At 69.8% G+C, this 14,314-nt stretch carries 16 protein-coding genes; 4 read left to right on the top strand and 12 right to left on the bottom strand.

Going from position 1 to position 14,314, the window contains the following annotated elements:
* Together JWR86_RS12930 and JWR86_RS12925 are read left to right on the top strand one after the other, a co-directional pair.
* Positions 1–580, top strand: a 580-nt coding sequence (locus JWR86_RS12930; protein ID WP_299566151.1) for a gluconokinase, incomplete at its 5' end; no start/stop codon positions are given.
* Positions 581–591: 11 nt separating this feature from the next.
* Entirely contained in the window at positions 592–1,062 is a 471-nt protein-coding gene (locus tag JWR86_RS12925) for a DUF3592 domain-containing protein (protein ID WP_299566148.1), read from the top strand.
* A 37-nt stretch (positions 1,063–1,099) separates the two neighbouring features.
* Here the strand turns inward: JWR86_RS12925 and JWR86_RS12920 are convergent, their stop codons facing one another.
* The 8 genes from JWR86_RS12920 to JWR86_RS12885 all read right to left on the bottom strand — a co-directional run bounded on the left by JWR86_RS12920 (position 1,100) and on the right by JWR86_RS12885 (position 9,074).
* Positions 1,100–1,477 (bottom strand): hypothetical protein, encoded by a 378-nt coding sequence (locus JWR86_RS12920; protein ID WP_299566145.1) that lies wholly within the window; start codon positions 1,475–1,477, stop codon positions 1,100–1,102.
* A gap of 193 nt (positions 1,478–1,670) precedes the next feature.
* The gene (locus tag JWR86_RS12915; protein ID WP_299566143.1) at positions 1,671–2,384 is read right to left on the bottom strand and encodes an ABC transporter ATP-binding protein; all 714 of its coding nucleotides are present in this window, start codon (positions 2,382–2,384) and stop codon (positions 1,671–1,673) included.
* Entirely contained in the window at positions 2,381–3,121 is a 741-nt protein-coding gene (locus JWR86_RS12910) for an ABC transporter ATP-binding protein (protein ID WP_299566141.1), read from the bottom strand. The genes JWR86_RS12915 and JWR86_RS12910 overlap by 4 nt, the downstream gene beginning before the upstream one ends.
* A complete protein-coding gene (locus JWR86_RS12905; protein WP_299566138.1) occupies positions 3,111–4,100 on the bottom strand; it encodes a branched-chain amino acid ABC transporter permease in 990 nt (329 codons plus the stop codon). Before JWR86_RS12905 ends, JWR86_RS12910 begins: the two co-directional genes overlap by 11 nt.
* The gene (locus tag JWR86_RS12900; protein ID WP_299566134.1) at positions 4,097–4,963 is read right to left on the bottom strand and encodes a branched-chain amino acid ABC transporter permease; all 867 of its coding nucleotides are present in this window, start codon (positions 4,961–4,963) and stop codon (positions 4,097–4,099) included. Before JWR86_RS12900 ends, JWR86_RS12905 begins: the two co-directional genes overlap by 4 nt.
* Before the next feature lie 154 nt (positions 4,964–5,117).
* Positions 5,118–6,368 carry an ABC transporter substrate-binding protein gene (locus JWR86_RS12895; RefSeq protein ID WP_299566130.1) on the bottom strand — a complete coding sequence of 417 codons (1,251 nt, stop codon included), beginning with the start codon at positions 6,366–6,368 and terminating at the stop codon, positions 5,118–5,120.
* Positions 6,369–6,442: 74 nt separating this feature from the next.
* Complete coding sequence (locus JWR86_RS12890; protein ID WP_299566127.1) at positions 6,443–7,732, bottom strand: alpha-hydroxy acid oxidase; 1,290 nt, start codon at positions 7,730–7,732, stop codon at positions 6,443–6,445.
* Positions 7,733–7,895: 163 nt separating this feature from the next.
* Entirely contained in the window at positions 7,896–9,074 is a 1,179-nt protein-coding gene (locus JWR86_RS12885; protein ID WP_299566124.1) for an acetyl-CoA C-acetyltransferase, read from the bottom strand.
* Between the two features lie 172 nt (positions 9,075–9,246).
* On the opposite strand from JWR86_RS12885, the gene phaR reads away from it, so the two are divergent.
* A complete protein-coding gene (phaR, locus tag JWR86_RS12880) occupies positions 9,247–9,852 on the top strand; it encodes a polyhydroxyalkanoate synthesis repressor PhaR (RefSeq protein WP_299566121.1) in 606 nt (201 codons plus the stop codon).
* Here the strand turns inward: phaR and JWR86_RS12875 are convergent.
* On the bottom strand, positions 9,838–11,526 hold the full coding sequence (locus tag JWR86_RS12875) for a bifunctional diguanylate cyclase/phosphodiesterase (protein ID WP_299566118.1): 1,689 nt from the start codon (positions 11,524–11,526) through the stop codon (positions 9,838–9,840). The genes phaR and JWR86_RS12875 overlap by 15 nt on opposite strands.
* A 215-nt stretch (positions 11,527–11,741) precedes the next feature.
* On the opposite strand from JWR86_RS12875, the gene JWR86_RS12870 reads away from it, so the two are divergent.
* Positions 11,742–12,008, top strand: coding sequence for a hypothetical protein (locus tag JWR86_RS12870; protein WP_299566115.1), 267 nt, complete (start codon positions 11,742–11,744; stop codon positions 12,006–12,008).
* Positions 12,009–12,033: 25 nt separating this feature from the next.
* On the opposite strand, the gene rpmF is transcribed toward JWR86_RS12870, so the two are convergent.
* From rpmF to ftsY, 3 genes are all read right to left on the bottom strand, one after another.
* Positions 12,034–12,219: a 50S ribosomal protein L32 gene (gene rpmF, locus JWR86_RS12865; RefSeq protein WP_299566112.1), complete on the bottom strand. Its 186-nt coding sequence runs from the start codon at positions 12,217–12,219 to the stop codon at positions 12,034–12,036.
* 138 nt (positions 12,220–12,357) lie between these two features.
* The gene (locus JWR86_RS12860) at positions 12,358–12,963 is read right to left on the bottom strand and encodes a septation protein A (protein WP_299566109.1); all 606 of its coding nucleotides are present in this window, start codon (positions 12,961–12,963) and stop codon (positions 12,358–12,360) included.
* Positions 12,964–13,042: 79 nt separating this feature from the next.
* Positions 13,043–14,314 (bottom strand): signal recognition particle-docking protein FtsY (gene ftsY, locus JWR86_RS12855; RefSeq protein ID WP_299566106.1); only part of this gene is annotated, 1,272 nt, incomplete at its 5' end.

Below are 14,314 nucleotides of genomic sequence, written 5' to 3'. Positions count from 1 at the left end.
GCCGCGGCGCGCGAGCGCCCCGTCCGTCCTGATCGTGATGGGCGTGTCCGGATCCGGCAAGACGACCATCGCGTCCCTGCTCGCCCGGCGCCTGGAGTGGAGCTTCGAGGACGGCGACTGGTTTCATCCGCCGGACAACGTAGCCAAGATGGCGGCCGGCACGCCGCTGACCGATGCGGACCGGGCGCCCTGGCTCGGGGCCATCGCGAACTGGATCGAGGAGACGCGCCGGGCCGGCCGGCACGGCGTGGTTGCCTGTTCGGCGCTGAAGCGGGCCTACCGGTCGGTTCTCACGGCGGGTGGGCGGGAAGCGGTCCGCCTCGTCTATCTGCAGGGCAGCCGCGAACTGATCGCCGCCCGCATGGCCCTGCGCGAGGGGCATTTCATGCCGGCCGGGCTGCTCGACAGCCAGTTCGGAGCCCTCGAGGAGCCGGCGGCCGACGAGCTGCCGATCACCGTGTCGATCGAGCCCCGCCCGAACGAGGTGGTGGAAAGCATCGTGGCCGCCCTGGTCCGTGAGACCGGCGGCCCCCTTGCGGCAGACCCGAAACCGGAGACGCCCCGCGCGCCGGAAACCTGAGAGGAACGCCCATGGCTCCCGAGACCTCACCCCTGCTGCTGATGATCCCGGTCGTGCTGTTCCTGGTCGGGATCGGCATGATCTATTTCGGCCATCGCGCGCGGGCGCGTGCCAAGGCGAGCGCCCGCTGGCCAAAGGTGGCCGGGACGATCACGGAGGCCCGGGTCGAGTTCCGGCGGCGCTCCAAGGGTGGCAGCCGCTACATCCCGCAGATCCGCTACACCTACGACGTGGCCGGCCAGCGCCACACCGGGGCCCGGTTGGGATTCGGCAATTTCGAACGGACGCGCGAGGCGACCGCCCAGGCCGACCTCGCCGCCTACCCGGTCGGGAGCACGACGCAGGTCGCCTACGATCCGGCCGACCCGACCCTCGCCACGCTGAACACGACCACGTCCGGAACCCTGGTTCTGCCCGGCCTCGGCTGGGCCTTCGCGCTCATCTCGCTCGGCGTCGGAACGATCGTGTTCGGCATGCGCTGAGACCGCGGCCGGCGGACATCGCGACGCGCGGCGGCGCTTAGGGGGCGACCATCGCGGGCGGAAGCGTGCGGGGCGTGTCGCTGGCGTCGATGGCGCAGCCGACCAGGGCCGCCAGGTTGGTCCAGGCCGCCTGCTGCCCCTTCACGTAGACATAGGCGATGTCGAGCTCGCTGGTGCCGTTCGCCACCACGGTGACGAATTGCGGGTTCTGGGTCTTGAGCGAGGTGGAGTTGATCACGGTCTTCTTGGCGCGCGTGTCCTTGCAGGGGCCGCAGAACTCCTGAATCACCGTGCCTTTGGTCAGGTGTTTCAGAGCCGCATTGGCCTGGGCGGCGGGGATCCAGGCGCACTGGTCTGCCAGGGCGGGGGCGCTGACGAAACAAAGGGCGCCGAGCGCCGTCACGAACCTCACCATCAACGTCTCCTGCCCATCAGAACGGCTGCCGCGAGCGGCGCCGGTACTGTGATCGGCGGGCGGGGAAGCGCCATGCGACAAAGGGCGGAGCTTGGCCGCAAGCGCTGCGCCGGCTGGTCGCAACCGAGGCCTGGTCGGGGAGGGGCGGGCCGGGGGCGGCGGGCCCGAGCGGCGGAGCCGCCGGACCCGGGCCCTAGCCGGTGCCGAGATAGACCCGCTGGACCTCGGGGTCGTCGGCGAGGTCCTGTGACGCGCCTTCCATCACGGTGCGGCCGACCTGGAGCACGTAGGCCCGCTCGGACACCTCCAGAGCGAGCTCGACCGACTGCTCGGCCAGCAGGATGGTGAGGCCCTCGCGGTGCAGACGCGCGAGCGTCTCGTACATGCCTTCCACCGTGGCCGGGGCCAGGCCGAGGCTCGGCTCGTCGAGCATCAGCAGTTTGGGGTCGCTCATCAGCGCCCGACCCACTGCCAGCATCTGCCGCTCACCGCCGGACATGGTGCCGGCGAGCTGCCGCCGCCGCTCGGCCAGGCGCGGGAAGATCTCGTAGATGCGCTCCAGCAGCGGCTTGGCCCGGCTCTGGTCGGCCAGCGGCGTCGCGCCGAGCAGCAGGTTGCTCTCGACGCTCTGGCTCACGAAGAGCCGCCACCCCTCGGGCGACAGTGCGATGCCGCGCCGGACGATGGCGTAGGCGGGCTGGCCGTCCAGCCGCCCTCCGGCGAAGGAGATGCTGCCGCCGCTCGCCGGGATCACCCCGGCGATGGCGTTCAGGGTCGTGGTCTTGCCGGCTCCGTTGGAGCCGAGGAGGGCCACGACGGACCCTTCCGCCACGTCCAACGAGACGTCGGCGACGCCGATCAGGTCGCCGTAGCGGACCTCGAGATTCTCGACCTTGAGAAGGGTCATGGCGCGTGCGCCCCGGCCTTCCGGCCCGCGCGCTTGCCGAGATAGGCCTCGACCACGGACGGATCCCTCATGACCTCGCGGGGCGGCCCGGAGGCGATCTCCTGGCCCTGGTGGAAGACGATCACCCGCCCGGCCAGGGATGTGATCACCTCCATGACGTGCTCGACAATGACAAGTGTGACCCCGGTTTCGTGGATGGACCGGACGAGATCGATGGCGCGCCGGACCTCGGCCGGGTTGAGGCCCGCCATGGCTTCGTCCAGCAGCAGCACCTTGGGCTCGGTGGCGAGGGCGCGGGCGATTTCGAGCCGCTTGCGACCGGGCGTGCCGAGCGTCCGGGCGGGCGTGTCCGCGAGATCGCCCATGCCGACCAGATCGAGCACGGAGCGGGCGCGGTCGCGTGCCTCGCGGGTCTCGGCCGTGCGCAGGAACGCGCCGATCATGACGTTCTCGAGCACCGTCATGCCGTCGAATGTCTGCGGCAGCTGGAAGGTGCGGGCGAGCCCGAGCTCGGCCCGCCTCTCCGGCGAGCGAGCGGTGACGTCCTCGCCCCCGAAGAGCACGGCGCCGGAGGTCGGCGCCACATCGCCCGTGAGGCAGTTGAAGAAGGTCGACTTACCGGCCCCGTTCGGGCCGATCAGTCCCAGGATTTCTCCCTGGGCCACGCCGGCCGAGACATTGTCGACGGCCCGCAGGCGGCCGAACACCTTGCTGACGCCCTTGGCTTCAAGGAGCATCGGTCTTGTCCTTGGGCGGAACCTCTGCGCGCCGGCGAAGGCGGAGAAGGCCGAGAATGCCATCCGGGCGGAAGCGAGCAATCAGCACGATGATGGCGCCATAGAGAACGAAGGTGAGGCCGGCTCCCCGGCCGCCAAGAACAGAGTTCGAGATCTCCTCCAGGGGCACCAGAATGGCCGCGCCGACCAGAGGTCCGAAGAGCAGGCCGGCGCCGCCGAGCGCCGCCATGATCAGCATCTTGACCGAGATCAGGATGCCGAGCCCGGATTCCGGGTCCACGAAGCCGAACATCAGGGCATAGAGCGCGCCGGCCACGCTGGTCAGCCCGGCCGACAGCATGAAGGCATAGAGCTTCACCCGGCCGGCCCGGGCGCCGAGCGAGCGTGCCGCCCGCTCGCTGTCCCGGATGGCCCGGAGGTAGTAGCCGATCCGGCTGCGCTCCATCCACCAGGTCAGGCCGAGGGTGAGCGCCAGGACGGCCAGGAACAGGTAGTAATAGGGCAGGGCGGAGATGAAGGAGAGGTCGAACACGGTGCGGGGCACCGTGGGTCCCGACAAGCCCACCGCCGCGCCGAGGAACTCGGTGTTGGTGGTGACGAGCCGGGCGAGCTCGGCCACGGCGATCGTCGCCATGCTGAAGTAATGGCCCGACAGGCGCAACGTGGGCACCCCGATCAGGGCCGCGATGCCGACGCTGGCCGCGATGCCGAGCGGAACGCCGGCGATCGGGGGCAGGCCCGTATGGTGGTAGGTGGCGAGCGCCGCATAGGCGCCGCAACCGAAGAACACGACGTGGCCGACGGAGACCTGACCGGCATAGCCGCCGACGATGTTCCAGGCCGAGGCCGCGATGGCGTAGAGCAGGACCAGCGCGCCGAGGCGCTGCTGGAAGGGGCTCGAGAAGATGAGCGGGTAGGCCAGGAGGGCGGTGGCGACGGCGACGGCCCAGACGGCGTTGCGGGCGGGGGCGGCTTTCACGACTTGCCCATCAGGCCCTGAGGCCGGAACCAGAGGACGGCCACGAACAGGACATACACGACCACATCTTTCCAGACTGCGCCGATCCAATAGGCGGAGAGGGATTCAATCAGCCCGATCAGCAGGCCGGCCACGAGGGCGCCGGGCACGCTGCCGAAACCGCCGAGCGCGACGGTCACGAAGGCGATGATGGCGAGCGTCTCGCCGACCGTCGGCGAGATGTAGAAGAACGTCGCGATCAGGGCCCCGGCGATGCCGGTCGCCCCAGCCGCGATGCCCCAGGCCGCAGCCTGCATCCGATCCGGCCGGATGCCCATGAGCTGCGCGGCGGTTGCATCCTCCGAGACGGCCAGCATGCGACTGCCGAGCGTGGTGCGGGTGAGCAGGAGATGCAGCCCCGCCGTCACCAGCAGGGCCACGACCCCGGCCACCAGCCGCGAGGCCTGCAGGCGGATGCCGAACACCTCGTAGACACCGCCCAGCAGGTGGTCGGGCAGCGACAGGAAGTTCGCGCCCGCCACGCCGAACACCGTGTAGCGCAGCAGAAGGGCCAGCCCGAAGGTTCCCAGGATCTGGGCGATCATCGGCCCGCGCATGATGTGCCGCACGAGCAGGAAGTAGGACAGGATGCCGATGGTTGCGAGAACCAGCGCGGCGACCGGCACGGAGGCCTCCGGCCCGAGGCCCAGCAGCGACCAGAGCATGAAGGCCGTGTACATCGCCACCATGACGAAATCGCCATGGGCGAAGTTCACGACGTTCATCATGCCCCAGATCAGGGTAAGGCCCGAAGAGAACAGCGCGTAGACGGCCCCGAGCAGAAGGCCGCCGACGATGACTTGGACGAGTGTTGCGGAAATCATGGGTGTCGGGCGTCGCTCCCTGGCGTCGCGTGGAGGCCGGGCCAGCGCAGGGCGCGGACCGGCGGTTCAGGCGGAGTGTGGCGCGTTTGGGCGGGGCGCATGGCCCCGTGGCTCGGCAGCTCCCTCCCGACGAGCGGGAGGGGAGCGAGCCTGATCACCAGCCCTTGTAGGGCAGCTGCAGCTCGGACGTGGCGCTCTCCTTCGGCCAGACCGAGACGTATTTGTCGCCCTGGATCTGGATCAGGAGGGCGGAAGCCAGAATGTTCTGGCCCTTGTCGTCGAACTTCACGCCCTTGTAGCCCATCATGATCTGGTTGGGCTTGAGGTCGGTCGCCCGCAGCGCGGCCTGGATCTTGGCCGGCTCGGTCGAGCCGGCCCGGTTGATCGCGTCCACGAGGGTCAGGAAGCCCTGCATCACGCGCCCGGACGTATCGTCCAGGTCGTTGCCGGTCTTCTTCTTGTACATCTCGTTGATCAGGAACGTCGGGGAACCGGGCTTGCCGACGTCCCAGGCCGAGCGGTTGATGGCGCCCTGGGCGATGTTCCCGACCGTGCGGATGTAGGAGGCATCCGAGAAGCCCGAATTGTCGCCGATCAGGATGCGCGGCTTGTAGCCCAGGGCCTGCATCGTCTTGGTGAACAGGATGGCGTCCGACGTGTAGCTGATGAACACGACCGCGTCGGGATTGTTGTCCTTCAGCTGCAGCACCTGGGACTGCACGTCCGTGGTGTTGGCGCTGTAGGGGATGACAACCGAGACGTTGAAGCCGCCCGTCTTGGCCGCTTCGCCGACCACCTTGGCGATCGAGGTGCCGTATTCGGTGTTTTCGTTGACAATCGCGACCTTCTCGATCTTCTCGCCCTTGGCCTTCCGGTCGTTCAGGAAGTCCACGTAGATCTTGGCGATGTCGGATGCGACCGGGGTGGTGCGGAAGAACCACTTGAAGCCGCGCTCGGTCAGGTTGGCGGCGACGGACTCGCCCGTCATGAACGGGATGCCGTAACGCTCGGCAATGGCGCTGGCCGTGACCGTGATGCCAGACTGGTAGGCGCCCTGGAGCGCCACGACCTTATCTTCCGTGATGAGCCGCAGCGCCTGGTTCTGACCGGCGGCGGGCGTGCCCTGGTTGTCGGCGAAGATCACCTCGACCTTGGCGCCCTTCAGGTTGGGCAGGCCGAGGCCCTTGGCGAGCGTCAGTTCCCCGAGTTCCGGCCGATCCTCGTTGATGATGTCGACGGCAACCTCGATGGCCGCCTTGGCCGAGGTGCCGGCTGAGGCCGCGTTGCCGGAGAGGGGATAGATCGCGCCGATCTTCACCGTGCTCTGGGCAGTGGCGACGCCCGGCAGGACCGCGAACGCGGCGGCGGTGAGCCACCCTGCGAGTTGGGCGCGACGATGCAGCATGGTGATCCTTCCCTTGTGTGTCTTGAGGCCGTTCAGGCTCGTTCGGTTCACTGTATCGCAGCGACAGGCGCCGCCTAGGGGGAAAGTGCGCGCTCCCCCGGATTGCACACAGCATCGCGCCGCATGATGAGGTCGGGCCCGAGCTCCGCGAGGCTGCGGGCTCCGACCAGCGCCATGTCGCGGTCCACCTCTTCCGACAGGATGGCGGCCGCGTGCCGGGCCCCGGCTTCGCCCGCGACAGCCGCGGCATAGAGGAAGGGCCGGCCCACGAAGACGAAGGAGGCGCCGAGCGCGAGCGCCTTCAGCACATCGGTGCCGCGGCGAATTCCGCCGTCCAGCATGACGGTCATCTCGCCGGCATCCCGGGCGATCGCCGGCAGCACCCGCAGGGCCGACACGGAATGGTCGAGCTGGCGCCCGCCATGGTTGGACACGATGACGCCGTCACAGCCATGCTCACGCGCCAAGCGCGCATCTTCCGGATGGAGGATGCCCTTGATCACGAACGGGCCCTTCCAGCGGCGGCGGATCAGCGCGACGTGCTCCCAGGAGAGCTGATCGCGCTTGCCCACCTGCCGGACGAGGTTTTTGGACAGGATCGGCGGCCCGCGGGTCGCGTCCATGTTCTCGAAATGCGGCATCCCGTGTTCGCGCAGCGTCCGGAACCAGGTGCCCAGGAGCCAGTCCGGGTGGGTCACCGCGTCGAAGACGAGCCGCGGCGTCGGCTTGAGCGGCATGGAATAGCCGGTCCGGACGTTGTTCTCGCGATTGGCCGGGACCGGGATGTCCACGGTCAGGACGAAGACCTCGTAGCCGGCAGCCGCCACGCGGTCGACCAGCGTCTCGATGCGGTCGGGCTCGCCCGGCTGATAGCTCTGATACCAGGACGATCCCGCCTGCCGGATCTCCTCCATGCGGATCAGCGAGGACGCACTGGTGATCATGGGGATGCCCGAGGCCGCAGCCGCCCGGGCGAGCACCAGGTCGCCCCGGTAGGCGGCGAGCGCCGACGCGCCCATCGGCGCGATGCCGAAGGGCGCCGCATAGCGCTGTCCAAACAGGGTGGTGCCCTGGCTGCGCCCCGAGACGTCCCTGAGCATGCGGGGCAGGAGGGCCCATTCGTCGAAGGCGGCGCGGTTGTCGTGGTGGGCGGCGTCGGTCTCGGCCGCGCCGGCGACGAAGCCGTACACCGAGCGCGGCAGGTGCCGCTTGGCGGCGCGGTCGAAATCCTGGAGGGCCAGGATGTCCCGCAGCCGGCCGGCGCTGCCGGGCGGCTTTCCGACGGCGCCTCGGGGCGGGGCCGCGCCGATCCCGGCCGTGGACGTCGCGCGTCCGTCGAGATCGCCGGCGCTGCTCGAGCTCATGCGGGGAGGTCCTCAGGTGTCGGATGGCGGGCTGGGAGCGGGTCTCGGGCCGGCCGCACGCGCCGCCGGAGCGGGGCGGCAGGTCTCGAACGGCCCGTGTCGGACAGAGCTGCGCTGCCCGGGGTCGGTCTGGTCGGGGCGGTCCCGGCCGGGGAGGCTTGCGTCAGCGCTCCAGGCACATGGCGACGCCCATGCCGCCGCCGATGCACAGGGTGGCGAGGCCGCGCTTCGCGTCCCGGCGCTGCATTTCATAGAGCAGCGTGGTCAGCACGCGGGCGCCGGAGGCGCCGATCGGATGTCCGATGGCGATCGCGCCGCCATTGACGTTCACGATCTCGTCCTTCCAGCCCATGTCCTTGTTCACGGCGCAGGCCTGGGCGGCGAAGGCCTCGTTGGCCTCAACGAGGTCGAGATCCTGGACCTTCCAGCCGGCCTTCTCGAGAGCCTTGCGGCTCGACGGAATCGGGCCCGTTCCCATGATGGCCGGATCGACCCCGGCCGTGGCCCAGGAGACGATCCGGGCGAGCGGCTTCAGGCCGCGCTTCTCGGCTTCCGCCTTCGACATCAGCACCAGCGCGGCGGCGCCGTCGTTGATGCCCGAGGCGTTGGCCGCCGTCACGGTTCCGTCCTTGGAGAAGGCCGGGCGAAGCTTTGCGACCGCGTCCACCGTCACGCCGGTCTTGATGTACTCGTCCTGGTCGATGATCACGTCGCCCTTGCGGCCCTTCACGGTCACGGGCGCGATCTCGTCCTTGAAGCGGCCGGCCTTCTGGGCCGCCTCCGCCTTGTTCTGCGAGGCGACGGCGAAACTGTCCTGCGTCTCGCGGGAGAGCTGCCATTTCTGGGCGACGTTCTCGGCCGTGTTGCCCATGTGGTAGCCATGGAAGGCGTCCATCAGGCCGTCCTTGAGCATGGTGTCGACCATCTTCACGTCGCCCATCTTGGTGCCGCCACGGAGGTGCTGGGCGTGAGGCGCCATGGACATCGATTCCTGGCCGCCGGCCACGATGATGTCGGCGTCCCCGTTCGCGATCTGCTGCATGCCGAGGGCCACGGCGCGAAGGCCGGAGCCGCAAAGCTGGTTCAGTCCCCAGGCGGTCTTCTCGGCCGGGATGCCGGCCTTCATGGCGGCCTGACGGGCCGGATTCTGGCCCTCGCCGGCGGTCAGGATCTGGCCCAGGATGACCTCGTCGACCTCCGTGGGATCGACCTTGGCGCGTTCAAGCGCGGCCTTGATCGCGACCGCCCCGAGCTCATGCGCCGGGACGCTGGCAAAGCAGCCGTTGAAGGAGCCGACCGGCGTGCGGGCGGCGCCGACGATGACGACCTCTGTCTCCGGCATGTGCGCATCCTCCTGCCCGGCTCGACGAAGAGCCGCTCGGGTGAGCGGATCGGCCTCGGCCCGTTCGATGTCAAGACCGCGCGCCCTGCCGGGTCCGGGGCCGTGCCTTGAGCATTGCGGCTCGGCTGCACCCGTGGAACAGTCGGCCGCGCCCGCGCTTTCAAGGTTGGACATGCCTGCGAACAAGCCCCCGACCGTCATCAAGAAATACGCGAACCGCCGCCTCTATCACATGGGCACCAGCACCTATGTGACCCTCGAGGATTTGGCCAAGATGGTGCGGGCCGGGGAGGATTTCGTCGTCAGCGATGCCAAGAGCGGTGAGGATATCACTCGCGCAGTTCTGGCCCAGATCATCTTCGAGCAGGAGAACAAGCAGGGGCAGAACCTCCTGCCCACGACCTTCCTGCGTCAGTTGATCCGCTTCTATGGGGACAACCTGCAGGCCCTGGTGCCGCGCTATCTCGAATTCTCGATGAACAGCCTCACCAAAGACCAGTCCAAGCTGCGGGCGCAGATGGAAAAGACATTCGCGCCCGCCGCCTACAACGTGATGGAAGATCAGGTCCGGGCCAACATGGCCTTCTTTACGGAGGCGATGCGGATGTGGACGCCGTTCACGCCCTCGGGCCCGCCGGTTCCGCCGGACCCGACCGCCCAGGGCCAGGACGAGGCTGCTCCGCCCAACCGCGAACTCGAGCGGCTCCGGCAGCAGATGGACGAGATGCAGCAAAAGCTCGACGGGCTGACGCGGGAGCGCGCCTCAAGCGACAAGTGAGGTCCGTCCGCCCTCGGGCGGGCTCTCGGACGCTGCGGCCCGCACCAGCTCCGGCCGGCCGCAATGATCGCCCTGGAGGTAATCGGCGCCCCAGGCCGCGAGGAGCATCGCGCTCTCCTCGTCCTCGACCCATTCTCCCACCGTTTGGAGCCCGAGATGGCGGGCCAGTTCGATGAGGGTGCGGACGAAGAAGCGGTCGTCCGCGGAGCGTGACAGGTTCTGAACGAACGCCCCGTCGAGCTTGACCATGTCGACGGGGAAGTCGCGCATGTGCCGGAACGACGTGTGGCCCGCCCCGAAATCGTCGATCGCGATCGAGACGCCGAGCGACCTCATGGCCTCCAGCGTGCGCCGCATCCCGTCCGGGTCGCGCACGGCCGCGGTCTCGGTCACCTCCACGATGAGGCGGTTCGAGATGCCGCCCCGCATGCCGAGCTGGCCGGCCAGGGCGGGCAGCCAGTCCGGCCGGTCCAGCGTCAGGGGCGAGACGTTCAGCGAGATGCGGGCATCCGGCTCCGCCGCGAGCTGATCGGCGACGAGTTCGAGCATGCGGTGGTCGGCGAGATGCACGAGCCCCGCCCGCTCCAGCGCCGGCACGATGTCGCCGGCCGGCCGGATGCGGCCGTCCTCGCCCTCCATGCGCAGCAGGGCCTCGTGAAAGACGACGCGCCGGGTCTGGGCATCCACCACCGGCTGGCAGGCGAGCGCGATCCGGCGGGCATTCAGGCTTTCGATGCCGTCGATCAGGGGATCCGGGCGGCCCGCCCGGATCGCCGTCCGGAACAGCCGCGGATCGTACATCAGGAAGTCCGTGCCGGCCCGGCGCTTGGCCAGCGTCAGGCTCGTCTCGGCGCGGCGCAGCAGCGTTCCGGCCTCCGTGGCGTGGTCCGGGGCCGAGGCGGCGCCGATCACGAGCCGGATCTCGGCCGTGCCGCCGGCGGCCGCCACCGGGGCCTCGGAGACCAGCCGGCAGAGACGCTGGGCCGCCGTCGCGGCCTCGTCCGGCCCGCAATTGCGCAACAGCAGTGCGAAGCGATTGCCCGAGTAGCGCACGAAGCGGTCGCGGCTCCGCATGGTGGCGCAGAGCCGCGCCAGCACGGTTCCGATGAGGCGGTCGGCCTGCTCGAACCCGAACTGGTCGTTGAGCTCGCCGAGGTTGCCGACCGCGATGGCGAACAGGCTGACCGGACGCTTCGAGGCGATCGCATCGGCCAGGTCGGCGCCGCTTTGGACGAGAAAGGCGGTGCGGATGTCGCTCCGGTCCTGCGCCTCCACCTGGCTGCGACGCAGGCGCATCACGCCATGGGCGGTTGCGGGGCGGCCTCCGGAATCGGCGAACCATCGGCCGGTATCGTCGACCAGCTTCAGGCCCCCCGCGCCGAGCCGCAGACCATAGAGGGCCGCATAGGGAACGCCCGTGCCCTCGTCCGGGCCGCCGGCCGCCGTAATGGCATCGGGCCGCGTCGCGCCGTCGCTCGGCACCACGGCGTCGGCGAGGTCGCGCCCGGTGGCCGGAAGCGAGCCCTCAGGCAGGCCGAACACATCAGCAGCGTTCGCACCCCAGGCGATCCGGTCCGACAGGAGATCCCAATCGTAGACCACGTGGCCCAGGGAGGTGAGCGTGCGCCGGGGGTCGGGCGGCAGATCGGGCGGGAGCGCAGGCCGAGCGGCCATGTCGGCGTCCCGCGGAGTCGCTTCGGGCCCGGAGATCCGCATTCCGTCAACCCTCCTGCGAGCCGCGGATCCGCAAAGGGAGGAACGGCGGGCCGGCGTCCCGCGTTGAGGCCGCGTTCACCTGTCCCGGGATGGTACGATTCGGGCCGTTAAGGCTCCGTAAACCGCGGCAGGAAGTTTGCGAGGGGACCCCCGAAAACGGGGAGGCGTTTCGGATGGCGCAGAACGGGAGCGCTCAGAGCATCGGAGCTCGGATCGAGGCGAGGTCCAGCGATTGCCGCGATCTCGTGGTCGTGGGTGCGAGCCCGGCCGAGCGTCACGACAAGCGCCCGCTGGCCGGCTTCATCACGCAACTGATCGCTTGCCGGAGCCGGGTACCGGCGTTCCGCCGGGCCGGCCGCGCGGAGCCATCGGCCGCGCGCCACAGCTACGGCCAGCAAGCGGGCTGGCCGGCACGGGGTCTCCTGGACCTCGTCGTCTGAGGAGAGCCGCCCGGGGCGGCCCCGCTCAGCTGTCCTGCTTGGGCTTCAGCACCTGCCGGCCGCGATACATGCCGGTCTTCAGGTCGACATGGTGCGGGCGCCGCAGCTCGCCGGAATCCTTGTCTTCGACATAGGTCGGCGCCGTCAGGGCATCGGCGGAGCGCCGGAAGCCGCGCTTCATCGGCGAGGTCTTGCGTTTCGGAACGGCCACGGTGAACTCCTGGAACGGGTCGCGCCGACGGCGCCGCGAAAGCGAACCGCAGGCCAGCGTCGGGAATGCGAGGCCCGGCCTATACCGTCCGGGTCTCGACTTGGCTAGACCTCGTGCGCGCCGCGGGCGCGGCGAATGTCAGGCCGGGCCGCCGTGGTCCTTGATCTCGTGACGCAGGATCAGCGGCGTCTGCGACAGGGCGAAGACCACGGTCAGCGGCATGATGCCGAAGACCTTGAAGTTCACCCAGGCGTCGGTGGTCTGCGTCCGCCAGACGATCTCGTTCAGGGCGGCGAGCACGAAAAAAAATATCGCCCAGCGGAAGGTCAGCTTGCGCCAGCCCTCCTCCGTCAGGCTCAGCATGGAATCGAGCACGATCGCGAGGAGCGGCTTGCGCCAGTAGAGGCCGAGCAGCAGCGTGGCGCCGAACAGCGCGTTCACGATGGTCGGCTTCAGCTTGATGAAGACCTCGTCGTTGAGCACGATCGTCAGGCCGCCGAACACGATCACGACCGCGGCCGAGACCAGCGGCATGATCGGCAGCCGGCGCACCAGCACGTAGTGGACGGCCAGCGCGACCAGGGTCGCGGCCACGAACAATCCGGTCGCGGCGAAGATGCGCCGGTCCTGCGCGATCCCGAACCGGTCGCCATAGGCGTTGGCCAGGAAGAACAGCACCAGCGGCCCGAGCTCCAGGGCAAGCTTGAGGGCCGGGTGCAGCGGCCGGCGTCCTGCTTCGTCCATTTCAGCCGCTTCCCGCATTCTCAAGGCCCCAGCGGCCGCGTTCTACGGAGCCGGCGGCCAACCTGTCCATGGCGCCCGGTCACTGGGCCTGATCCAGCCCCACAATGGCCCGGGCGAAATCCCGGGCCGTGAATGGCTCGAGGTCGTCCACCCCCTCGCCGACGCCGATGAAGTGGACGGGCAGGCCGAACTTGGCCGCGAGCGCGACCAGGATGCCGCCCCGCGCCGTGCCGTCGAGCTTTGTCATCACGAGCCCGGTCACGCCGGCCGTGCGGCCGAACATCTCCACCTGCGAGGTCGCGTTCTGGCCGACCGTGGCGTCGAGCACGAGCAGCGTCGCGTGCGGCGCCTCCGGGTCGAGCTTGCGCAGCACCCGGATGATCTTCTCGAGTTCGGCCATCAGCCCGGTCTTGTTCTGCAGGCGGCCAGCCGTGTCGATCATCAGCACGTCGGCGCCGCGCCCGCGGGCCTCTTCCAGGGCGTCGTAGGCGAGCCCGGCGGCATCGGCCCCCTGGCTGCGGGCGATCACGGGCGCGCCCACCCGCTCCCCCCAGATCTTGAGCTGCTCGATGGCGGCGGCCCGGAACGTGTCGCCGGCCGCGATGGTGACGGACAGGCCCTGCTGCCGGAACTTCTGTGCCAGCTTGCCGATGGTGGTGGTCTTTCCGGCCCCGTTCACGCCCACCATCAGCAGCACGAAGGGTTTGCGGCCGCTCTCGATGATGAGCGGCTTGGCGACCGGCTGCAGGATCTTCTCGATCTCCGCCGCCATGATCCCCTTCACCTCGGCGGCCGAGATCTCGCGGTCGTAGCGGCCGCTGCCGACCGCCTCCGTGATCCGGGTGGCGGTTTCGATGCCGAGATCGGCCCCGACCAGGACGTCTTCGAGGTCGTCCAGCATGGCGCGGTCGAGCCGGCGCTTGGTGAACAGGCTGGTGACGCTCTCCCCAATGACCGACGAGGTGCGCCGCATGCCGTTCGCGAGGCGGCGGAACCAGCCTCGGGGCCCGGCCCCCTCGGCCGGCGCTGCCACCTCGGCCGACACGATGGCCTCGGGGGGCGGGGGCGGCACCGGTGCGGCCGGCGCTCCGGAGAGTGGGGCCGGCATCGCGGGCGCCGCCGCGGGTGCCTCGCCAAGCCCGGGATGGGGCAACTCGGGCACGTCGCGGCCTTCCGGGGGGCCCGGGACGGGCTGCAGCGACGCGCCGGCCAAACCGTCCACGGGGTGGCGCGCCGGTTCCGTCTCCGGGGAGGCTTCGGTGACGGTGGGTTCGACGGCCACGACCGGGACCTCGTCCGCGGCCGGCATGAAATCCGGCTCGCCTTCCGACCGCGAGGCCGGCGACAGCAG

It is taken from the genome of Enterovirga sp., from assembly GCF_028290205.1.
In the GTDB taxonomy this organism is placed as follows: Bacteria; Pseudomonadota; Alphaproteobacteria; order Rhizobiales; family Beijerinckiaceae; genus Enterovirga.
This window is presented reverse-complemented; position numbering and strand designations above follow the sequence as displayed.